Here is a 22,456-nt window from a genome sequence, read left to right on the forward strand (position 1 = left end):
GCGCGGAGCCTAGCGGATTGAAACGGCAGGGGCAAAGGGGTCAGCCGATCGCGATCTCGCTGAGAAAGGCGTCGCCGAAACGGTTCAGGCGCGCATCGTCCAGCAGACGCGACAGCGCATCAAGGCTGGCGGGCCGCTGTTCGGCGATGCGCTTCAGCTGACTGGTCGAACAGCTGAGCGGCTTTTCGGTCCCGTCCTCGCCCCGGGCAAGGCGCATCTGCGTTTCGGCAAGGCGATCGAACAGCGGCCCCGCCTCGCGTCCGGCAAGGGCGCGGCGCGCCGGGTGCATGGGCAGGGTTTCGCCCGCAATGACTGACAGAAATGCGTCGCCGTAGCTGTCCAGCTTCTTGGCGCCGACGCCGTTGATCCTTGCCATTTCGTCCAGCGTCTGCGGCCGCCGCTCGGCCATTTCCTGAAGCGTGCGGTCGGGGAAGATGACATAGGCGGGGACGCGCTGCGCTTCGGCAAGCGCCCGGCGCTTGGCCTTGAGGGCCGAAAACAGCGGTGCGTCCTCCTCGGCCACCTGCATCTTCGGGACAAAGGCGGGCTTGGCGCGCCTTATGCTGTCCTCGCGCAAGGTGACGCTGATTTCGCCGCGAAGGATCGGATGCGCGTCGCCGGTGATATGCAGCGCGCCGTGGCGTGCCGGGTCAGGACGGCACAGGTCGCGGCCCATCATCTGGCGGATGATCGCCTGCCATTGCGGTTTCGACCAGTCTTTGCCGACGCCGAATGTGGGCAGGCGATCATGGCCGCGTTCGCGGATCTTGTCAGTCTCGTTTCCGGTCAGAATGTCGATGATATGGCCGGCACCGAACCATTCGCCCGAACGCAGCATTGCCGACAGCGCCATCTGCACCGCCTTTGTCGCGTCGAAGGTGCTGGGCGGCGAGTCGCACAGATCGCAATTGCCGCAGGGGGCGGCCTCGTCCCCGAAATAACCCAGCAGCTTGACGCGGCGGCACGAAGTCGCTTCGGCCAGACCCAGCAGCGCATTCAGCCGGGCGTGGTCGGCGTCCTTGCGGTCGTTGTCGGCCGGCCCCTCATCCACTTGCGCGCGGCGCATCCTGATGTCGTCCGGTCCGTAAAGCGTCAGTGTTTCTGCGGGCAACCCGTCGCGTCCGGCGCGCCCGATTTCCTGATAATACGCCTCGATGGATTTGGGCAGATCGGCATGGGCCACCCAGCGAATGTCGGGCTTGTCGATGCCCATTCCGAACGCCACGGTCGCGGCGACGATCAACCCGTCCTCGCGCTGAAACCGCGCCTCTGCCTCGCGCCGGGCATCGGGGTCCATGCCGCCGTGGTAATGCAGCGCCGCGTGGCCGGCTGCGTTCAGCGCGGCGGCGAGGCTTTCTGTCTTTGCGCGGCTTCCGCAATAGACGATCCCCGGCTGGCCGGGGCGCGCGGCGACGAATTCCATGATCTGGCGGCGTGGGCTGTCCTTGGGCTGAAATGCCAGATGGATGTTCGGACGATCGAAGCCGCGCAGGAAGGTGACAGGCTCTTGCCCGGCGAAAAGGCGGGTGACGATTTCGGCGCGGGTTTCCTGATCGGCGGTGGCGGTAAAGGCTGAAAGCGGGACGCCAAGCGCGCGCTTCAGTTCGCCAATGCGCAGATAATCGGGGCGGAAGTCATGGCCCCATTGGCTGACGCAATGGGCCTCGTCCACGGCAATTGCGGTGACGCCCGCGCGACGCAGAAGCGGGAGCGTGCCGCCAGAGGCGAGCCGTTCCGGTGCCATATAAAGTATCTTCAGCGTACCTTCACGCAAAGCGGCGAAGATCTCGTCAGTCTCCGCCTCGGTATTGCCCGAGGTCAGCGCACCCGCCGCCACGCCCGCCTCGCGCAAAGCGCGCACCTGATCGCGCATCAGGGCGATCAAAGGCGAGATAACAACAGTCACCCCGTCCCGCATCAGCGCCGGAAGTTGATAGCACAGCGATTTGCCGCCGCCCGTCGGCATGATCGCCAGCACGTCGCGGCCAGCGGCCACCGCCTCGACGATTTCAAGCTGTCCGGGGCGGAATCCGTCGAAGCCCCAGACCTCGCGAAGAAGGTCCGCAGGCATCAATAGCCCAGGAAGAAGCCTGCATTGTTGATCAGTGCCTGCCGGACGATCAGCAGCAGGATAAAGACGACCAGAGGCGCAAGGTCTATGCCGCCTGCATAGGGCAGCACTCGCCGTATCGGGGCATAGATCGGTTCCAGAATCCGGTTCAGCCCGTCCCAAAGCTGCGCGATCAGCGGCTGGCGCAGGTTCAGAACCTGAAAGTTTATCAGCCAGGACATGATGATATGCGCGATCATCAGGAACCAGATCACATCAAGGATGATCATGATGGCTTGGAAAAGGGTCGTCATGGATCAGGCCTCGATCAGGATGCGCAGGATACGGCGCAGCGGTTCGGCCGCGCCCCACAGAAGCTGGTCGCCAACGGTGAAGGCACCGACATATTCCGGCCCCATGGCCAGCTTGCGGATGCGCCCGACCGGGATATTAAGCGTGCCCGTCACCGCAACCGGCGTCAGGTCGCGCATCGAGGCCTCTTTCTCGTTCGGGACAACCTTCGCCCAGGGGTTATCTTCGGCGATCATCGCCTCGATCTCGTCCACGGGCACGTCGCCGTTTAGCTTGAAGGTCAGGGCCTGCGAATGGCAGCGCATCGCGCCGATGCGGATGCAGAAGCCATCGACCGGGATCGCCGGCTCGTTCGACCCGCCAAGCGCGTCGGGACCAAGGCCGAGGATCTTGTTCGTCTCGGCCATGCCCTTCCATTCTTCCTTGGACATGCCGTTGCCCAGATCCTTGTCGATCCAGGGGATCAGGCTGCCGCCCAGAACCGCGCCGAACTGGGCCGATTCGTCCGTTCCCAGCATCGCTTGCTGGCGCGCCAGCACCTTGCGGTCGATTTCCAGAATGGCCGATTTCGGATCGTCCAGCAGGTCGCGCACCTCGGCATTCAGGGTGCCATATTGCGTCAGCAGCTCGCGCATATGCTTGGCACCGCCGCCGGATGCCGCCTGATAGGTCTGCGTCGACATCCATTCGACCAGCCCGGCCTTATACAACGCGCCGACGCCCATCAGCATGCACGACACCGTGCAGTTGCCGCCGACCCAGTTGCGGTTGCCAGCAGCGATGGCGTCGTCGATCTGCGGGCGGTTCACCGGGTCCAGCACGATCAGCGCGTCATTCGACATGCGCAGCGTCGATGCCGCGTCGATCCAGTGGCCATTCCAGCCCGTCTCGCGCAGTTTCTGATAGATTTCAGACGTGTAATCCCCACCCTGACAGGTGATGATCCCCTCGCAGGATTTCAGCGCGTCAAGGTCGTAAGCGTCCGCCAGCGGCTGGTCGCCATTCGGGGCCTTGCCGCCGGCGTTGGAAGTCGAGAAGAAAACAGGCTCGATATGGTCGAAGTCGCCCTCGGCCTCCATCCGGTCCATCAGGACCGAGCCCACCATGCCCCGCCAGCCGATCAGGCCGACGCGCGGCGTCCCATTCATCGCCATCGCTTCCACTCCGCGCAAATTCCTGCACTGCACTAAGGCAGGAAGGCCCTTCGTGCAAGGTTGCGTAGCGTCCGCGTTGACACCGGCCACGGCACTGTTACCCCCGCATCAACAGGAGGTCGCCCATGTATCCGCTGATCCGTTTCGTCAAGGAAATGCTGAAGTTTCGCAACGCGCCCAAACTGGGGCCGCTGGACAGCCACATCTCGACCCATATCTGCTGGCCGTGGGATCTGGACCCGTGGATCGAACTGAATAACGGGCGCACGCTGACGCTTTACGATCTTGGCCGCATCCCGATGGCGGCGCGGACCGGGCTGGTCGATACGATGCGGCGCGAGGGCTGGGGCATAACCGTCGCCGGAAACTCGACCCGCTATCGTCGCAGGGTCCGGGGCTTTGACCGTTTCACGATGGTCACGCGGATGATCGGCTGGGACGAGCGTTTCATCTATATGGAACAGTCGATGTGGCGAAAGGGCGAATGCTGCAATCACATGCTGTTGCGTGGGGCGATCACCAGCAAGGCCGGTATGGTGCCGCCTGCAAGGGCGATCGAGGCAATGGGTTATCAGGGTGAACAGCCCGACCTGCCCGACTGGGTTAACGCGTGGATCGAGGCAGACAGCACGCGCCCCTGGCCGCCGATCCTGCAGCCGGACGCGCAAGAAGCCGTCAACGCCTGAAGGCCCCACCGATCAGGGCATGAGATCGGCGACCATGCGCCCGTCGCGCTTCATCTCTCCGGTTTCGTGAAGGCCGTCATAGCGCCCGAGGGGGATCGTGCGGATCACGTCCTGGTCCTCGGTCAGGCGCAGGTTGACGGCCATTCTGCGCCGCCCATCCGCTGTCGCTTCGGCCATGCGCCACGCGGTGATGCAGCCGCAATCCGGGCAGAAGTGAAATTCCAGACGCGCACGGTCGGTCTTGTATATGCGGCTGTCACCCGTCACCGAGACACCATCCGCTTCATAGCCGTAGATCCAGATGACGCCGTATCGGCGGCAGACGCTGCAATTGCATATCGTGGCTTCATGCGGTGCTCCGTCGAAACGCCAGTTCAGGCGGCCACAATGGCAGCTTCCAGTCAGCATGCTCCATCCCCTCTTGTGCAGCCAGAAGACTAGAACACCGGGACGGATGTGAAAAGAAGGTTGCCAAGACCGGGCGGATGGGACTTATCTCGCCTAAGCAATGGGGTAGGAGGCCACTTGAACCGCAAACGCATCTGGGGCTGGTGGTTCTTCGACTGGGCGAGCCAACCTTATCACACCCTGCTCGTCAGCTTTATTTTCTCGATCTATTACGCAGAAGTCGCAAAAAGCGCGTTCATCGCGCGCGGGATGGATGCCGCGCAGGCCGGTGCGCATGCGCAAAGCATGTGGGGCGACGGGCTGGCGATCAGCGGGGCGATCATCGCCATTCTCGCGCCGGTGCTTGGCGCGATCGCGGATACGACCGGGCGGCGCTTGCCCTGGGTCTGGTTCTTTTCGGGGGTTCTTGTCGTCGGCGCCGCGGGCCTGTGGTGGCTGACACCGACCGATCCAAGGCTGATTACGGCGATCGCCTTTTTCGGCCTTGGCATGATCGGGCTGGAATTCACCACAATCTTTACCAACGCGCTGTTGCCCGGCCTTGCCCCGCGTGACGAGATCGGGCGGCTTTCCGGATCTGGCTTCGCGTTCGGTTATGTTGGCGGTCTGGTAGCGCTGGCGATCATGCTTCTGTTCTTTGCCGAGGGCGCGAATGGTCGCACCCTGCTGGGGCTGAAGCCGCTTTTCGGACTTGATCCGGCAATGCGCGAGGGCACGCGGTTTGTCGGCCCCTTCACGGCGCTGTGGTATATCGTCTTCATGCTGCCCTTCTTCTTCTGGGTGAAAGAGCCTGCGGGTCAGCGCAAGCCGTTGCGGCTTGGCGTTGCGATGCGCGATCTCTGGTCCACGATCCGCAGCCTGCGACGGCGCAGCAGTCTGGCGAACTGGCTCATTTCCTCGATGTTGTCGCGGGATGCGCTGAATGCGCTTTACGGCTTTGGCGGCGTTTACGCGGGGACCGTGCTGGGCTGGCCCGTGATCCTGTCCGGAATCTTCGGTATCGTCAGCGGTATTGCAGCCGCGATCATTTCCTGGCTTGGCGGCAAGGCGGACCGTCGCTGGGGGCCGAAGCCGGTTATCCTCGCCTCTATCCTGATGCTCATTGCCGTCTGTCTCATCATTGTCGGGATGAGCCGCGAATCGCTGTTCGGCATGCCCTTGCCGCCCGGATCGAAACTGCCCGATGCGATCTTTTTCCTGTGCGGTGTCCTGATCGGCGGGGCGGGCGGGGCGATGCAGGCGGCGTCGCGCACGCTGACCGTGCGCCACACCTCGGAGGAGCGCGCGACAGAGGTGTTCGGTCTTTATGCGCTGTCGGGCAAGGCCACGGCGTTCCTCGCGCCATTCCTGATCGCGCGCATGACCGATTTCAGCGGCAGCCAGCGAATAGGCATCTCTCCGTTGATCGTGATGTTCCTTCTGGCGATCTTGCTGCTAAGATGGGTCAACAAGAACGGAGAGACAGAGCAGTGATCCGCAAATTCATTCTGACCATCGCCGCCGTGGCGGGGCTGGCCGCGCCCGCGGCCGCCGACCCGCTGGCAAAGGACGTCTTCGGAAGCGAGCCCGGCCCGACCGGCGGACGGCCCGCAGCCATCGGCAGTTACAGCAAGGGCTGCGTTTCGGGTGCTGCGCAGCTTCCCGAAAGCGGGCCGACATGGCAGGCGATGCGCCTGTCGCGCAATCGCAACTGGGCCCATCCCGAAATGGTCGGCTTTGTCATTGGTCTTTCCGAGGCGGCGCGAAAGCTCGGCTGGCGCGGCCTGTATGTCGGCGATATGAGCCAGCCGCGCGGCGGGCCGATGGTGTCGGGTCATGCGAGCCACCAGCTTGGTCTGGACGCCGATATCTGGATGCTGCCGCCGTCCAGCCTGAACCTGTCGCCGGCGCAGCGCGAAAACATTTCTTCCATCTCGGTGGTGGCGAAGAACGGTCTGGGCGTTAACGGCAACTGGAGCGGTATTCACGGTGCGCTGATCCAGTCGGCGGCGATGGACCCGCGCGTCGACCGCATTTTTCTTGATGCCGCGATCAAGGTCGCGATGTGCGATGCCAATCGCGACCGGGGTGCATGGCTTCAGAAGCTGCGCCCGACACCGAACCACGATTACCACTTCCATGTCCGCCTGAACTGCCCCGCCGGCAGCGGCGGATGCAGCAACCCGGCCGCGCCTGTCGCCGCGCTGTCGGGCAACGACAATGGCTGCGGCGCGGCCCGGCAAGAGATCGCCTACCGTGCCAATCCCTCCAGCCGTCCGAAAGGCACGTCGAACCCGAATTACCGCCACCCCCGCAGCTTCCGGCTGAGCGAGATGCCGAGGCAATGTCAGGCCGTCGCTACCGCGCGCTGATCGCTGCTGTCCTCGTTTCCGCCTGCTCTGGCTCTGTTTCCGGGGCCGCGCGGGTCGAATATGTGGGCAGCTATGTCTGGTCCTTGCCCGATGCAGATTTCGGCGGGTTTTCGGGCATAGAGATCAGCGATGACGGCGCAGGCTTTCACGTCCTTTCGGACCGCGCGTGGGTCCGCTGGGGCAATGTCGAACGCGACAATGCCGGTCGCATCCGCGGGCTGTCCATGTCGGGCCGCGCGCAGTTGCAGGACAGCGAGGGACAGCCGCTGAAACCCGGCCGTCTTGGCGACAGCGAAGGCCTTGCCATAGGCCGGGACGGTGTGGCCTGGGTCAGCTTCGAGGGGCTTAACCGCATCGCGCGCTATGACGATTTCGACCGCCCCGCGCGCCGGGTGCCGGTGCCGCCGGAATGGCGCGCGCTGCAAACGAATGAGGGATTCGAGGCGCTTGCCATCGACGCGGCGGGCGACCTGCTGACGCTGCCGGAATATGCGCCGGAGGGCGGGGATTTCCCGGTCTGGCGCTTTCACGACGGCAAATGGGATCAGCCCTTCACCATCCCTGCCGATCCGGGCTGGCAGGCGGTGGGTGCCGATATCGGCCCCGACGGGCGCCTGTATCTTCTGGAACGCAATTTTCGCGGCATTCTTGGCTTCCGCTCGCGCGTGCGGCGGTTCGTGCTGAACGACGGGGGTGTCAGCGGCGGCGAAACGCTTCTGACATCGGGCACGCTGCAATATGACAATCTGGAAGGGCTGGCGGTCTGGGAGGATGCCCTTGGAATGCGCATCACAATGATATCCGATGACAACTTTCTTCCTGTGCAGCGGACGGAACTTGTCGAATACCGCGTTTCAGAGTGATCCCTGCCTGATGCCGAAGGTGCCGCAGCAGCTGCGCCGTGGGTAAACCCTGTTGACAAGTGGCGCGCGCACGCCCTATGCGGCCAACGTCCGCAACCGCGGGCCGAGTTGTTCCGCCACCTTGTAAAACGGAAACTGTATATGACCCGCTTCCTTCCCGGCGTTGTCGCCATGACCATCATTGTCGTGGCCTCGAATATACTGGTTCAGTACCACCTTGGCGCGTGGCTGACCTGGGGTGCGATCACCTATCCCTTCGCCTTTCTCGTCACCGACGTCATGAACCGCGTGTACGGCCCGGCTGCCGCGCGTCGTATCGTGCTGGCAGGCTTCGTCGTCGGGGTGCTCTGCTCTCTGATTGCAGCGGGGATGGACAAGACGACGCTGCGAATCGCGATTGCCTCTGGCGCGGCGTTCCTTCTTGCGCAGCTTCTCGACATCACGGTGTTCAACGCGCTGCGCAACAATGGCGGCTGGTGGAAAGCGCCGCTGCTGTCCTCGTTCTTCGGATCGGCGCTGGATACGGCGCTGTTCTTCTCGGTCGCGTTCGCTGCGCGGTTCAGCTTCATTGACCCGTCTGACGATGTGTCATGGGCGAATGAGCACCTGCCCCTGCTGGGATTTGGCCCAGACGCGCCGCTTTGGGCGTCGCTTGGCACGGCGGATTGGCTGATGAAGATGTTGCTCGCTTTGCTGGCACTGGTGCCCTTCCGTCTCATTGTCCGCAATATCTTGCGTCCACGCCCTGTAATTTGAGTTGACTTATCCACAAGCTGTGGCACCCTTTCCTTACGTGGCAACATATTGAAAGGAGGTGGTCCAGTGTCGAGAGTGATATTGGAGAGAGGTATTGGGACAGTCAGGGGGGCCGCGGCCTAGGGGCAGACCTTTGGGTTCAGAACCCTGACTGGGACGGACGGATCTTCGATCCCTAACCGGACCATCTCCGTAGATCTCGCGGGCCGCTGCCGGATGGCGCGGCCCGTTCTATTTTTCCCGATCCTGACGATGCCTGAGCGCCGATTCACCGAAGCTTAGGTAATTTGCGCTAATCCATGCGCATGCCCACAGGGATTCGCCCTTCCAGACCTGCCTCGACTTCGGTTGCGCGCCGAAGGATGGTGCTTGTGGTCGATGAAAGCCGTGCGCAGCGTGCCATGCTTCGCATTCATCTGACCCGCGCCGGATACGAGGTGAACGAGGCGACGAACGGCGACGATGCGCTTGCCTTCTGCACATCGCGCCGCCCGGATGTGGTCCTGTCAGATTGGGTCATGGCCGGGATGACGGGGCCGGAACTGTGTCAGAAACTGCGCAACGGGGCGACCGACGGATATGTCTATTTCATCCTGCTGTCGTCGAAGGATCAGCCCGCCGATATTGCCTTCGGCCTGGAAAGTGGCGCGGACGATTTCCTGACCAAGCCGACCTCTGCGGCAGAGCTTCTGGCGCGATTGCGTGCCGGCGAACGTATACTCCTGCTTCAGGACGAATCACGCAAGGTCAATGCACGCCTGACCGAAACGCTGGAGGCGCTGCGCAAGGCGCAGGTCGCGATGGATCGCGACCTGAACGAAGCCCGGCGACTTCAGCAGGGGCTGATTGGCGAACGGCATACGCAATTCGGTGATTTCAGCGTGTCCAACCTGCTGCGTCCGGCGGGCCATGTCGGGGGCGATCTGACCGGAAGTTTCGCAATCAATGCACAGCGTTTCGGCGTTTTTGCCATAGACGTTTCTGGTCACGGCGTGGCGGCGGCGCTGATGACGGCGCGGCTTGCGACGCAGCTTTCGGCATCGCTCGATCAGAACGCGGCGTTGTTCATCGACGAATACGGCCTTTACGATTCGCGGCCTCCCGCAGTTCTGGCGCGATATCTAAACCACCAGATGCTGTCCGATCTGCGCGTGGATACGTATTTCACCATGGTTTATGCGGTAATCGACCAGCAAAGCGGCGAGGTCAGGCTGGTTCAGGCCGGCCACCCCCACCCGATGGTGCAGCGCGCGAGCGGCGAGGTCGAGCTTGTCGGAAATGGCGGCTTCCCGATCGGCGTGATCGAAAATGCGCGATACGAAGAGATCACCCTGACGCTCAACCCCGGCGACAAGCTTGTCATTGCCTCGGACGGTATCTGGGATGCGACCAATCCATCGGGCCAGATGCTGGGCACGGATGGGCTGTCCGCGATCATGCAGACCAACCGGATGAGCGAAGGCCTGGGTCTGATGGAGGCAATGGTCTGGTCGGTCCTGCGCTTCAGCGGTGGTCAGCAGGAAGACGACATCTCTGCCCTGCTGATCGAGCGTAAAGCGGCACCCTGACGCCCCTGAGCAGCGCCAGCATTGCAGAGGACAACCTTGGCGGACGGCGTCGCGGCCACGCCTCAGCTTCTCGTCTCATGCTGCGGCAAGGTTGGCGGCAAGACCGTCCAGCGCCTCCTCAGCTGCGGCGCGATTGCGGGCGATCGCTGCCTGTTTCACTGGGCCATAACCACGCATTTCCGTCGGCGCGGCCAGGATTTTCAGCGCTGTGTTGACCTCAGCGGCGCTGATCCGCGCCGGAAGCGCCTTCAGAACGCCCTTGTACCAGTCGATCAGCTCCCGTTCCTCGCGCCGCTCGGCGAGCAGCCCGAACGGATCGAAAGCCGTGCCCCGCAGGGCTTTGCCACGGGCGAGAACGCGAAGGAATGGTGTCAGCCACGGCCCGAAGCGGCGCTTTACCGGGCGCCCGCGCGTGTCCCGACGCGCCGGCAGGAAGGGCGGGGCGAGATTATAGACCATTCTTCCGCCTTCAAAATCCCCTGCCAAGCGCTCGCGGAACGCTTGCGAGCTAAGCAGTCGCGCGACTTCGTATTCATCCTTATATGCCATCAACCTGAACAGCGCGCGCGCCGCTGTGGCCAGCAATGCCTCACGCTTCGCCGGAGGCAACTCGGGCAGTGCGGTTGCGAAGTTGCCGATCACCTCACGGAACTGCGCGGCATAGGCGGCATTCTGATATTCGGTCAGCTCGGCGGAAAACCGATCCAGAAGGCTGGCCGACGTCTCGGTGGCGGCGGGCGGTTCGGTCAGGGGCAGGCGATCGGGTGCTGCGGCCAGCACACGACCAAGATCGAAAGCGCGCCGATTGGCCTCGATTGCGGTGCCGTTGAGGCGGATCGCCTGATAAAGCGCATCAAGTCCGACCGGCACCAGCCCCGCCTGCCACGCATAGCCGAGCAGCAGCACGTTCGCGAACACGCTGTCGCCAAGAAGCTTCTGGGAAACCCGGTTCGCATCCAGCGCCATCACATTGCCGGCCCCGACCGCCTTGCTGATTGCGCCAAGCCGCGCGTCGACGCGCAGATCGGCATCGCGGTTCAGCACCAGATCGCCAGTCGGCATTTCTGCCAGGTTCAGGACAGCGCGCGTGCCGGGCCTGTAAAGCGCCGAGGCTTTCGGGGCCGAGGCAACCACGATATCGCAGCCGATCATTGCATCGGCCGCGCCATTTTCGATCCGCAACTGGTTGATTTCGTCCGGGTGCGAGGCAAGGCGGACGTATCCCAGAACGGTGCCGAATTTCTGCGCGAAGCCGGTGAAATCCAGCACGCTTGATCCCTTGCCCTCCAGATGTGCCGCCATTGTGATAAGCGCGCCCACTGTGACAACGCCCGTTCCGCCGACGCCGCCGACAAGCAGATCGTAAGGCTGGCGCAGCTCCGGCAGGTCGGGCAATTCGATGCCGGACATCAGTGCGTCCATATCCAGATCGGCCGATCTGGGCTTTTTGCGCGACGCCCCTTCGATGGTCACGAAGCTGGGGCAGAAACCACCAAGGCAGGAGAAATCCTTGTTGCAACTGTTCTGGTTGATCCGCCGCTTGCGGCCGAATGGCGTCTCGACCGGCTCGACAGACAGGCAGTTCGACGCGACAGAACAGTCGCCGCAGCCTTCGCAGACACGTTCGTTGATGACGACGGCCTTTGCCGGGTCCTCCATCAACCCGCGCTTGCGCCGGCGCCGCTTCTCAGTCGCGCAGGTCTGTTCATAGATCAGCACCGTGACGCCCGGAATGTCGCGCAATTCGCGTTGCACAATATCCAGGCGATCGCGGTGATCGAATGTGGTGGCGTCGGGAAATTCGGCGCGGTCGAACTTTTCCGGCGTGTCGCTGACCACCGCAATGCGCCCGACGCCTTCGGCGCGGCAGGTCTGGGCGATGGCTGCGGCACTGACCGGGCCATCGACGGGCTGCCCGCCTGTCATCGCGACAGCGTCGTTATACAGGATCTTGTAGGTTATATTTGCCTGCGCAGCGACCGATTGCCGGATCGCCAGCGAGCCAGAGTGATACCACGTCCCCTCGCCAAGGTTCTGGAAAATGTGCTTGCCGCCGTTATAGGCCTGCCGCGCGATCCACGGCACGCCTTCGCCGCCCATCTGCGCGTAGCCGACGGTATTGCGGTCCATCCAGCTTGCCATCACGTGACAGCCGATCCCGGAAGCCGCCATGCTGCCATCGGGAAGCTTGGTCGAGGTGTTGTGCGGGCAGCCCGAGCAGAAATAGGGCGTCCGCGTTGCCCCCGCGACATTCATCGTCAGATCCGGCACCTGCGCGAGTGCCGCGGCCCGTGCCGGAAAATTCTCGGCAGGGAAATGGCGGTGCAGGCGGTCGGCGATGATCGGGGCAAGCAGGCGCGGCGACAGCTCGCCCGAGAAAGGGATCAGGTTCGCGCCGGTTTCGTCGTGCTTGCCGACCATCGCCTGCGGCTTGTCGCCGGGCCAGTCGTAGAAATGTTCCTTGAACTGGCTTTCGATGATGCCGCGCTTTTCCTCGACCACCAGCACCTCGGCCTTGTGGCGCATGAAACGCAGCGCATCGCGCCGTGCCAGCGGCCAGACCATGCCGACCTTGTAAATGTCGATGCCAAGGCGGCGGCAGGCGTCTTCGTCCAGCCCAAGCAGGCGCAGCGCCTCCATCAGGTCAAGATGGCCCTTTCCCGTCGTGACGATGCCATAGCTCGCATCCTTGATGTCATAGATGCGCCGGTCGATGGGGTTGGCTTCGACAAAGGCTTCGACCGCGCGCAGCTTGTGGGTCAGGCGTGTCTCGATCTCTGGGCTTGGCAGGTCGGCGGGGCGGATATGCAGCCCGCCCGGCGGCGGATCGAATTGCGGGATCGTGAATTCGCGGTCGGCTGGCAGTTCGACCGAGGCGCCGGATTCGACTGTTTCGGAAATCGCCTTGAACCCGACCCACGTGCCCGAAAAACGTGACAGCGCAAAGCCGTACTCTCCAAACGAAAGATATTCGGCAACCGAAGCCGGGTTCAGCACCGGCATGAACCAGGTCATGAAGGCCACGTCCGACTGATGCGGCATCGACGAGGAAACGCAGCCGTGATCGTCCCCCGCCACGACCAGCACGCCTCCTTTCGGCGACGAACCGTAGGCATTGCCGTGGCGCAGCGCATCGCCGGAGCGATCGACGCCCGGTCCTTTGCCATACCACATCGCAAACACGCCCTCGACCCGCGCGTCGGGGTCCAGGATCGCCTGTTGAGATCCCAGAACAGCCGTCGCGCCAAGATCCTCGTTCACGGCCGGAAGAAAGGTGATGTCTTCCTCGGCAAGGCGCTTTTTCGCGCGCCAAAGCTCCTGATCCACGCCGCCAAGGGGCGACCCGCGATAGCCGGAAACGAAGCCGGCCGTATTCAGGCCACCCTCGCGGTCCCTGCGGGCCTGATCCATGAGGATACGCACAAGGGCCTGGGTGCCTGTCAGAAAAACCCGCCCGGTCTTTGCGTCGTAGCGATCCTCTAATGCGTAGCTTTGCGGATTCGACTGATCCAGCATGGCGGCTCCTCCTGTGATGAGATCAGGATAGGTCAGTTCATCTGGTAAATCTGGTCAAAATTACGCGGTAATGCGAAGATAATCGGAATAATCTACCGAATAGATGAGGAATCATGACCGATATTGAGATCACGTCGGCTGACCGGGCGATCATCCGCGCACTTCAGCACGATTGCCGCATGTCGAATGCGCAGCTGGCCGACAAGGTCGGGATGTCTGCCTCTGCCTGTTGGCGCCGCGTGCGGCTGCTGGAGGAGGCGGGCGTCATTGCCGGATATTCGGCGATTGTCGATGCCGACCGCGCCGGGCTTGGCTTTCATGCCATCGTTCACGTTCGCCTTTCGCGGCATGATCGCGGTGCTGTCCAGCGGGTGATGTCAGAGCTTTCGTCCCGCGCCGAGGTGGTCGAGTGCTTCGCGACGACGGGGCAATATGATTACCACCTTCGGGTATTGTGCGCCGATATGGCCGCCTATCGCCGCTTCCTGGACGACTTCCTGTTTCGCCTTCCCGCGATCGAAAGTGCGCAGACCAATGTGGTGCTGGAAGACATGAAGCGCCGGATCGTCGTTCCGGTCTGAACGATGGGCGCATCGTATTAAAAACTTGAACAACTGTTCTAAATTGTGATACGCACTCATCAGGAGGACCGATCGATGCGCAATGCCGCCCTGAAAGCCGATACGAGCTTGCAGATTCTCGACGTTGCCGAGGCGCTGTTTTCCGAACGCGGCTTTTCTGCCGTGTCGCTGCGGGAAATTGCACGTCAGGCAGGGGTCGTGGTGTCCAACGTCACCTATCATCATGGCGACAAGATCGGCATTCTCGCTGCGATTTATGATCGCCATACCCGCCCGATGAACGCCCGCCGGATCGAGCTTCTTGGCGAGGCGCGGCGCATCCCCGACCGGGCGGACCGTCTGACTGCGATCCTGCGCGCCTATCTTCTGCCGGCGTTCACGTCGTCCAGCGACCTCATGGGCGGGGGCACGAGGTTCACACGGATGCGGGCGCTTCTGTCGGCGGAAGGTGACCCCGAGGCACAGCGCATCATTGCCCAGGCTTTCGATCAGACGACCAGCCAATTCATTGACGCAATCAGCGAATGCCTGCCGGGCGCTTCGCGCGGCGACATCGTCTGGCGGGCACATTTCCTGCTGGGCGCGCTCTATTACACGCTTATCAACCCAGAGCGGATCGGGCGTCTGTCGAAGGGCCAGATCACGGCAGATGACAACGAAACGGCAATCGGCCAGCTCGTCTCGGCCACGCATGCCAGCCTGATCGCGCTGTCGCCCTGACAGCGCCTCTGGCGATCAAAAACACAACGGAGGAGGAAAAGATGAAGATAAGAACCACAATCACGGCAGCCTTGATTGCGACAGGGATTGCGCTGCCCGCTGCGGCGCAGGAACGCGTATCCATTGGCACAGGCGGGACGGGGGGCCTGTTCTACATCATCGGCGCGGGCATCGCCGATATGATAAACAAGCATCTGGACGGCTATACCGCGCGGGCCGAAGTGACGGGCGCCTCGGTCGAGAATGTGCGTCGCGTGGCCGAGGGGCAGCTGACCATGGGGCTTTCGTCATCCTCCACCCTGTTCGAGGCGAAGAACGGGCAGGGTCCATTTGACGGCGAGCCGCAGAGCGTCGCGGGAATGGCCTATCTTTACCCGGCAGTGCTGCAGATCGCGACCACGGGCGGCACTGGCATCGCATCGTTAGAGGATCTGGCAGGCAAGCGCGTCAATCTGGGCCCGCCCGGTTCCAATTCGGCAGTTCTGGCACAGCGACTGCTGGAGGCATATGGCGTGTTCGATGCAGGCAATGCGCAGTTCCTGTCCTACACGGAAGGCGTGACCGCGCTGACGAATGGCCAGGTTGATGCCGCTGTCGTTCTGGCTGGCGCGCCGACCGCCGCTCTGATTGATCTGGACGCGCAGGACGACATGGTCCTGCTGTCGCTGGACCCGGCAAAGGTCGAAAAGCTGTTCGCGGATTATCCCTATTATCAGCCTTACGAAATCCCCGCCGGCACCTATACCGACCAGACCGGACCGGTCGTCGCGATCAATGATCCCGCGACGCTGCTGGTCGCCGAGAATGCAGATCCGGCGCAGGTGCAGGCGCTGACCGGCGCGATATTCGACAATCTGGCAGAACTTGCGCAGGTTCATCCGCAAGCGACCGCGATCACGCTGGAAACGGGGCCGAATACGCCGATACCGCTGCATCCCGGCGCACAGGCCTATTTCGACAGCAAATAAGCAACCATGCCGGGGGTGGGCGCGATGTTCGACAAGTTGATGGAGGCCATTGGCCTTACCCCGGAGCGTGAGCATAACCCGACCGAGCGCTTCGTCGTCTCGGTCTGGTTCGCGGGGCTGGCAATCGCGATCACCGCGCTGGTGATCTATGGCGCGTATTTCGGGCTTATCACGGCGCTGATTCTTCGGGCAGAGTTCTTCTCGCTCGTCGCCTCGGCTGGGCTTGCGGCGATTGGCCTGCGTCGCGGGCCGCTTTGGCAGCGGGTGATCTTTTATGCGCTGGCGGCCATTGTGCTGATTCCGGGCTTTCATATCCACGCCAGCTATATGGATATCGTGATGCGCGGCGCGATGTCGCGACCGGCGGATCTGTGGATATTCGTCGGGCTGATGCTGGCGCTGATCGCGCTTGTCCGCTTCACGGTCGGCTGGCCGCTGGTCATCATGGTTGTCGTGGCGCTCGGCTATGCGTGGTTCGGCTATCTGATCCCCGGCCAATACGGGCATTCGGGCTATGACCTGCGGCGGCTCACCTCGACCCTGATGCTATCGACGGAAGGGGTATACGGGGTGCCGATGGGTGTCGCGGTCGAATATATCTTTCTGTTCTCGCTGCTTGGCGGGTTGCTGATGAAGATCGGGACCGGAGAGGTCTTCGTCGATATGGCACGCGGCCTGACGGGTCGGATGCGGGGCGGGCCGGGGATGTCGGCGGCGCTGTCATCGACCCTGCTCGGCACGATCAATGGCAGTGCGGTGGCGAATGTGGTCACGACCGGCACCTTCACCATTCCGCTTATGAAGCGCACCGGATACACCGCGACGCTGGCTGGCGCGATCGAGGCAGCGGCATCGTCGGCCGGGCAGATCCTGCCGCCGGTCATGGGGGCCGCCGCCTTCCTGATGGCAGAAATCATCGGCGTGCCCTACGGCCAGATTGCGCTGGCGGCACTGGTTCCGGGGCTGCTTTATGTTGTCGCGTTGATGCTTGCCGTGTGGCTGGAGGCCGGTCGCCTTGGGCTGGAACGCGACCCGAGCGCGGGTTTTGCGCTGCTGCGCGACACCGTGCTGCGTCGCGGCTATCTACTGATACCGCTGCTGGCACTGATCGGATTCATGTTCGCCGGCTACACCCCGACGCGCGCCGCCGTGCTGAGCCTGGTCGCCGGGCTGATCGTCTCGGTCTTTCGGGCGGATACGCGGATCGGTGTGCTGGGGTTGATACAGGTCTGCCGCGATACGCTCGTTTCCGTCATGCCCATTGTCGCGGCCGTCGCTGCGGCGGGCGTGGTCATCGGAGTGCTGAACCTGACCGGGCTTGGGTTGATGCTGTCGGGGCTGATCCTTGATGTCGGCGGCCAGAATATCTGGGTGATCCTGCTTCTGACGGCCTTCGTGTCCTTCATTTTGGGAATGGGTCTGCCGACTTCGGCGGCATATCTGCTGCTTGCGGTGCTGATCGCGCCCGCGCTGACCCAGCTTGGCTTGCCACCCATCGTTTCGCATATGTTCATCTTCTATTTCGGCCTCGTCTCGGCGATCACGCCGCCGGTCGCGCTGGCTGCCTATGCGGCGGCCTCGATCTCTGGTGCTGATGCCAATGCAACCGCGGTCGAGGCGATCCGGCTGGGTTTCGTCAAGCTGCTGGTGCCGTTTCTGTTCGTGACGATGCCGGGCCTGCTGATGCTGGGCAGCGGCGCGCAGATCGTGCTGTCCATGCTGCTTTCCCTTGCCGGATTGTCGGCGCTGACGGTTGCCTTCGCAGGCTGGCTGTGGCGCCCCCTGCGAATGGGAGAGCGTCTGCTGCTGGCCGTCTGCGCCATGTTGGTGCTGTGGCCCACCGACGTGACGGCGACCGATACCGTGACCCTGATCGCGCGGCTTGCAGGATTGGCCGGGCTGGCTGTTCTGCTGCGCCGCGCGTCATCTGCCCCACCCCGTCAGACGGAGCGCTGAGATGACAGCCGAGAATTTGCCCTTCCACCCCAACCCCTCGGCCCCGGATATCACGCTGCCAAAGGGTGCCTGCGACGCGCATTGTCATGTCTTCGGCCCCGCCGCGCGCTTTCCCTTTGCGCCGGGCAGGACCTATACCCCCGTCGATGGTCCGTGGGAGACGCTGGAAAAGCTGCACGAGCTGCTTGGGCTGGACCGGACCGTGCTGGTGCAGGCAAGCTGCCACGGGACGGACAACTCTGCCATGCTGGATGCCATCGAGAAGTCGAACGGCACATGCAGGGGCGTCGCTATGGTTGGTCGCGATGTGACCGATGCAGAGCTGCGCCGCCTCGATGCGGCTGGCGTGCGCGGCATCCGCTTCAACTTTGTCACGCATCTGGGCAAGGACGCCGATATTGAGACTGTGCAGGCCCTTGCAGAGCGTATTGCCCCGCTGGGCTGGCACGCTGTCGTGCATTTCGAAGCCGACCGGCTGGAAACGCTTGCCCCGATGCTGAAAGCCCTGCCCGTGACGATGGTGATCGACCATATGGGGCGCGTCGATATGGGTAAGGGGATGGATCAGCCGGCATGGCGGATGCTGCTGGAGCTGATGGATGATGAGCGCTTCTGGGTGAAGGTGTCCGGCGCAGAGCGTCTGACCCGCGAGGGCCCGCCCTATCGCGACGCGGTGCCCTTCGCCCGCGATCTGGTGACGCGCTTCCCGGACCGGGTGCTGTGGGGCACGGACTGGCCGCATCCCAATATCAGGAAGGACATGCCGGATGACGGGGCGCTTGTGAACCTTCTGGCCCGGATCGCGCCGTCTGCGGAACATCTGCACAAGCTTCTGGTCGACAATCCGACCCGGCTTTACTGGCCCGAACAGGCCCCCTAGGACGGGGTGCCGCTTTTGGCGCGGACCCGGCGGAAGGCGAGCATGCAGCCGATCGTCCAGCTGAGGTTGAAGACGAGGTTGCTGAATGCGGCGCCCTCGACCCCCCAGAGATGGACGAATGGCAGGAAGGACGCCGCGAACAGCACGGTCGAGATCACGGTGACGCGCACCAGAATCCGGTCTTTGCCCATCGACAGCAGCGCCGGGTTCAGCGCCACGCCCGACGCGAAGATGATCGAGGAGCCGAGCAGGATGTTCATGACCGGACCCGCACCCGCATAAGCATTGCCGAACAGCCGCTCGATCACCCATTCCATGTTCAGCATGATCGGCAGTGCGACGACCAGCTGCATCATCAGGATCGAGACTGAGACGATCAGCACAACCCGGTTGAACTGCGCGATCTTTCCCTGTTCCCAAAGCCGGGCAAGCTCGGGATAGATGGTTTGCCGGATCGGCCCTGCCAGCTTGGTAACGCGGTTCATGACGCGCTTCCCAAGCTGATAGATGCCGACAGCCGCCGGGTTCATCATCGCGCCAAGAACAAGGATATCGAAACGATTTGCCGACTGGCGCAGGATCACGTTGAAATTCGAGTTCCAGAGAAAGCGCAGGAAGCCCGGATTCTCGCGCAGCGCCTGAAGGCCCGAGGCCGCGCGCACCCCGTGATATCCGTGGCGGTGCAGTTCCTTCAGCGCGCAGAAGAAGGCGACCAGCCCGTCCATAAGGCTTTGCGCCAGAAGCAGCGCAAGAAACGCCCATATGCCAAGCCCGCTGGCCCAGGCGATGACGGTCAGGGCAAGCCGGATCAGCGCCGTTATCATGTCGATCCGCGCCAGCAGGTCGAAGCGGTCGAAGATGCGCAAGATGGCCGTGGCTGTCGAGCGGTACGAGAAGAACAGTCCGAAGGCGACAAACCAGATGTACTGCGCGCCGCTTTCATCCGACAGGCCGATCATCGGGGCGATGAAGCTGGCAAGGATGATACATGTCAGTCCGGACAGGATGCCGCCAAATGCGTCGATCAGGATCGACAGCTTTATCAGTCGAAGGAAGGCGGGTGCGTCGCGCCGGTCCTGCGCACCTATCGCGTATTTTATGACGGCCTGCCACGGCTCAAGCCGCACGATCAGGTCGACAATGCGCACAAAGGCTTCGACAAGGGCGAGAATCCCCAGATTCGTCGGCCCCAATGCGCGCGCGGTGATGAATAGCGTGGCTACCGCCGCCACAGAAATGAAAAGCTGGCTGCCAAAGGTCCAGGACAGGTTGCGCGACATGCGCGCGCGAAACGATCGCGCTTTGGGTTGAGCTTCGACAGAATTGGCCATTTCGGGGTAACGTCCGATACGCGTAACAACAAGCTACCGTCAAATAGTCCTATGTCGCTATAGTATAAAGCAGAATATTCGTCTATTTTTCAATACGTAAGCCTAGGAGGTCCTGAATTCGCGATCGACTCGACGGGATATTTTCCGGTTCACCTGTCGAAATGGACAGGTCAATACAATCAGGCTGCTGAAATGCGATCAGCGTCTTGACCATTCCCCGCCAAATATGATGAGGCAGGGTATCGTCGCGTTAGGGAAATCTGGAAAAGGTGACTTGCGGGTCAGTTTTACATGATGATGATGGCAGCCGATGGATGCGCTTGGGAAATCTCGCCTGTGAAGATGCCAAGATATCACTGAAAGGTTTGTGAATGAGGGTTCTGGTTACCGGCGCTGCCGGATTCATCGGGTTTCATCTGTCCGATTTGCTGCTGAAGGAAGGTCATGAGGTCGTCGGGCTCGACAGTCACAACGACTATTATGACCCCGACCTGAAAGCCGCGCGCGAGGCGAAGCTTGTGGCGCAAGAGGGCTATCACTCCGTGCATGGCAAGGTCGAAACGCCCGGCCTTCTGATGGAGCTTTTCGACACCCACAGACCAGATGCCGTCGTTCACCTGGCCGCGCAGGCCGGTGTCCGCTACTCGATCGAAAATCCGCGCGCCTATGTCGAGGCGAACCTGCTGGGCAGTTTCGAACTGCTGGAAGCCGCGCGCGCCTATCCGCCGAAACACCTGCTGATGGCCTCGACCAGCTCGGTTTACGGCGCGAATACCGACATGCCCTATCGCGAGACCGACAAGGTGGACACGCAGATGTCCTTCTATGCGGCGACCAAGAAGTCGAACGAGGCGATGGCGCATAGCTATGCCCATCTGTTCGGTGTGCCGACGACCATGTTCCGGTTCTTCACCGTCTATGGACCGTGGGGGCGACCCGACATGGCGCCTTATCTTTTCACAAGCGCAATCATCGAAGGCCGCCCGATCAAGGTCTTCAATCATGGCGACATGCGGCGCGATTTCACCTATGTTACCGATCTGGTCCGCGCGATCCGGCTGCTGATCGACGCGCCGCCGGTGCGACCCGAAAGCGCTGATGCCATTGAAGAAGGCGACAGCCTGTCGCCCGTCGCGCCGTGGCGGGCGGTCAATATCGGCAATGGCGATTCGGTGCAGCTTCTGGATTTCATCGCCGCGATCGAGGCGGCTTCGAACCGGCAGGCGGTCAAGAACCTGATGCCGATGCAACCCGGCGATGTGCCAGCGACATGGGCTGACACGACATTGCTGCGCCGCCTGACAGGCTATGCGCCGCAGACCTCGGTTCGCGAAGGCGCGCAGGCTTATGTGGACTGGTACCGCGACTATTATGGGATCGGCGCATGACGCAAACTGATGAAATCCCGGTTCTGATCTCGTCCGCCGGACGTCGCGGTGCGCTTGTGCGTGCCTTTCAGCAGGCTGGCGGCGACGGGTCGCGCGTCGTGGTTCACGGCTGCGATCTGAATCCTGATCTGTCGTCGGGTTGCCAGCTTTCCGATCACGCCCATCGCGTCCCGCGCTGCACCGATCCGGGCTTTATCGACCGGATCGAGGAGATCACGCGCCGAAACAATATTCGCCTGATCGTGCCGACAATCGACACCGAGCTTGCTGCCTATGCCGGCGCGGCGGAGCGGCTGGCCGAAGCGGGCGCGCGTGTCCATGTCTCGCCGCCCGGTGTGATTGCGGCAGTGCGCGACAAGCTGCAGACGATGCGGGTTCTGGCAGAAGCGGGCGTTCCCGTGCCCGAAAGCTGCACCGAGGAGGAGTTGCGCGCCGATCCGGGCCGTCTTGGCTGGCCGGTTTTCGGCAAGCCCGTTGGCGGCAGCGCCAGTCGCGGCCTTGGGGTTTATGCGCGACCCGAGGATCTGAGCGCCAGCTTCGCAGAGCCGATGATGTTCCAACCGGTCCTGACAGGTGCAGAATACACCGTAAACATGTTCGTCGACGAGGGCGGAGAACTGCGCTGCGTGATCCCGCATCTGCGTATTCAGACCCGCGCCGGCGAGGTCGAGAAAGGTCGGACAGAGCGCCGCGCCGATCTGCGCGCGTTGGCCGAGGGGATTTGCCGCGCCTTGCCTGACGCGCGCGGCGTGATGTGCTTCCAGGTGATTGACGACCCGCGTCTCGGCCCGAAAGTCATCGAGATCAATGCACGCTTCGGCGGTGGCTATCCGCTGGCCCATCATGCCGGCGCGCGCTTTGCCGACTGGCTGATCGCCGAGGTCGCAGGCCGGCAATCGGATGCCGGCGACGACTGGCGCGATGGGGTGACAATGCTGCGTTACGACGACGCAGTTTTCACCGGCTGA

The 22,456-nt window shown here is 62.8% G+C and carries 19 protein-coding genes; 13 read left to right on the forward strand and 6 right to left on the reverse strand.

The features are described 5' to 3' along the window. Positions 1 to 40: 40 nt before the first annotated feature. From recQ to asd, 3 genes are read right to left on the reverse strand one after another with little or no spacing between them, the layout of a single operon-like run. Complete coding sequence (gene recQ, locus FQV27_RS15960; RefSeq protein WP_147100467.1) at positions 41 to 2,071, reverse strand: DNA helicase RecQ; 2,031 nt, start codon at positions 2,069 to 2,071, stop codon at positions 41 to 43. Further along, positions 2,071 to 2,364 (reverse strand): YggT family protein, encoded by a 294-nt coding sequence (locus tag FQV27_RS15965; RefSeq protein ID WP_147100469.1) that lies wholly within the window; start codon positions 2,362 to 2,364, stop codon positions 2,071 to 2,073. Before FQV27_RS15965 ends, recQ begins: the two co-directional genes overlap by 1 nt. Positions 2,365 to 2,367: 3 nt before the next feature. Beyond that, positions 2,368 to 3,516: an aspartate-semialdehyde dehydrogenase gene (gene asd / locus FQV27_RS15970; RefSeq protein ID WP_222611716.1), complete on the reverse strand. Its 1,149-nt coding sequence runs from the start codon at positions 3,514 to 3,516 to the stop codon at positions 2,368 to 2,370. 125 nt (positions 3,517 to 3,641) lie between these two features. On the opposite strand from asd, the gene FQV27_RS15975 reads away from it, so the two are divergent. After that, positions 3,642 to 4,202 (forward strand): acyl-CoA thioesterase, encoded by a 561-nt coding sequence (locus tag FQV27_RS15975; RefSeq protein ID WP_147100472.1) that lies wholly within the window; start codon positions 3,642 to 3,644, stop codon positions 4,200 to 4,202. 12 nt (positions 4,203 to 4,214) lie between these two features. Here the strand turns inward: FQV27_RS15975 and FQV27_RS15980 are convergent, their stop codons facing one another. Beyond that, positions 4,215 to 4,610: a GFA family protein gene (locus tag FQV27_RS15980; protein WP_147100474.1), complete on the reverse strand. Its 396-nt coding sequence runs from the start codon at positions 4,608 to 4,610 to the stop codon at positions 4,215 to 4,217. A gap of 117 nt (positions 4,611 to 4,727) precedes the next feature. On the opposite strand from FQV27_RS15980, the gene FQV27_RS15985 reads away from it, so the two are divergent. The 5 genes from FQV27_RS15985 to FQV27_RS16005 all read left to right on the forward strand — a co-directional run bounded on the left by FQV27_RS15985 (position 4,728) and on the right by FQV27_RS16005 (position 10,148). Next, entirely contained in the window at positions 4,728 to 6,083 is a 1,356-nt protein-coding gene (locus FQV27_RS15985; RefSeq protein WP_147100476.1) for an MFS transporter, read from the forward strand. Then, on the forward strand, positions 6,080 to 6,961 hold the full coding sequence (mepA, locus tag FQV27_RS15990; RefSeq protein ID WP_147100478.1) for a penicillin-insensitive murein endopeptidase: 882 nt from the start codon (positions 6,080 to 6,082) through the stop codon (positions 6,959 to 6,961). The genes FQV27_RS15985 and mepA overlap by 4 nt, the downstream gene beginning before the upstream one ends. Continuing rightward, the gene (locus FQV27_RS15995) at positions 6,934 to 7,824 is read left to right on the forward strand and encodes an esterase-like activity of phytase family protein (RefSeq protein WP_147100480.1); all 891 of its coding nucleotides are present in this window, start codon (positions 6,934 to 6,936) and stop codon (positions 7,822 to 7,824) included. The genes mepA and FQV27_RS15995 overlap by 28 nt, the downstream gene beginning before the upstream one ends. A gap of 141 nt (positions 7,825 to 7,965) precedes the next feature. Further along, positions 7,966 to 8,580: a VUT family protein gene (locus FQV27_RS16000; protein ID WP_147100482.1), complete on the forward strand. Its 615-nt coding sequence runs from the start codon at positions 7,966 to 7,968 to the stop codon at positions 8,578 to 8,580. Between the two features lie 362 nt (positions 8,581 to 8,942). Then, positions 8,943 to 10,148, forward strand: a complete 1,206-nt coding sequence (locus FQV27_RS16005) for a PP2C family protein-serine/threonine phosphatase (RefSeq protein ID WP_246133134.1) — start codon at positions 8,943 to 8,945, stop codon at positions 10,146 to 10,148. A 75-nt stretch (positions 10,149 to 10,223) separates the two neighbouring features. On the opposite strand, the gene FQV27_RS16010 is transcribed toward FQV27_RS16005, so the two are convergent. Next, on the reverse strand, positions 10,224 to 13,664 hold the full coding sequence (locus FQV27_RS16010; RefSeq protein ID WP_147100486.1) for an indolepyruvate ferredoxin oxidoreductase family protein: 3,441 nt from the start codon (positions 13,662 to 13,664) through the stop codon (positions 10,224 to 10,226). Positions 13,665 to 13,777: 113 nt separating this feature from the next. On the opposite strand from FQV27_RS16010, the gene FQV27_RS16015 reads away from it, so the two are divergent. From FQV27_RS16015 to FQV27_RS16035, 5 genes are all read left to right on the forward strand, one after another. Continuing rightward, complete coding sequence (locus FQV27_RS16015; protein WP_147100488.1) at positions 13,778 to 14,245, forward strand: Lrp/AsnC family transcriptional regulator; 468 nt, start codon at positions 13,778 to 13,780, stop codon at positions 14,243 to 14,245. Between the two features lie 75 nt (positions 14,246 to 14,320). Then, positions 14,321 to 14,965: a TetR/AcrR family transcriptional regulator gene (locus FQV27_RS16020; protein WP_147100490.1), complete on the forward strand. Its 645-nt coding sequence runs from the start codon at positions 14,321 to 14,323 to the stop codon at positions 14,963 to 14,965. A gap of 41 nt (positions 14,966 to 15,006) precedes the next feature. Continuing rightward, the gene (locus tag FQV27_RS16025; protein ID WP_147100491.1) at positions 15,007 to 15,933 is read left to right on the forward strand and encodes a TAXI family TRAP transporter solute-binding subunit; all 927 of its coding nucleotides are present in this window, start codon (positions 15,007 to 15,009) and stop codon (positions 15,931 to 15,933) included. 24 nt (positions 15,934 to 15,957) lie between these two features. Beyond that, positions 15,958 to 17,889, forward strand: a complete 1,932-nt coding sequence (locus tag FQV27_RS16030; protein ID WP_147100493.1) for a TRAP transporter permease — start codon at positions 15,958 to 15,960, stop codon at positions 17,887 to 17,889. A gap of 1 nt (position 17,890) precedes the next feature. Then, positions 17,891 to 18,769 (forward strand): amidohydrolase family protein, encoded by an 879-nt coding sequence (locus FQV27_RS16035; protein WP_147100495.1) that lies wholly within the window; start codon positions 17,891 to 17,893, stop codon positions 18,767 to 18,769. Here FQV27_RS16035 and FQV27_RS16040 read toward each other — a convergent pair. Next, a complete protein-coding gene (locus FQV27_RS16040; protein WP_186827331.1) occupies positions 18,766 to 20,049 on the reverse strand; it encodes a lipopolysaccharide biosynthesis protein in 1,284 nt (427 codons plus the stop codon). The two genes, FQV27_RS16035 and FQV27_RS16040, sit on opposite strands and share 4 nt — an antisense overlap. Before the next feature lie 422 nt (positions 20,050 to 20,471). Between FQV27_RS16040 and FQV27_RS16045 the strand changes: the two genes are divergently transcribed. Both FQV27_RS16045 and FQV27_RS16050 read left to right on the forward strand, forming a co-directional pair. Continuing rightward, on the forward strand, positions 20,472 to 21,488 hold the full coding sequence (locus tag FQV27_RS16045; RefSeq protein ID WP_147100499.1) for an NAD-dependent epimerase/dehydratase family protein: 1,017 nt from the start codon (positions 20,472 to 20,474) through the stop codon (positions 21,486 to 21,488). Continuing rightward, entirely contained in the window at positions 21,485 to 22,456 is a 972-nt protein-coding gene (locus tag FQV27_RS16050; RefSeq protein ID WP_147100501.1) for an ATP-grasp domain-containing protein, read from the forward strand. The genes FQV27_RS16045 and FQV27_RS16050 overlap by 4 nt, the downstream gene beginning before the upstream one ends.

The sequence above is a fragment of the Paracoccus aurantiacus genome (genome assembly GCF_007993065.1).
GTDB classification, from domain to species: Bacteria; Pseudomonadota; Alphaproteobacteria; order Rhodobacterales; family Rhodobacteraceae; genus Paracoccus; species Paracoccus aurantiacus.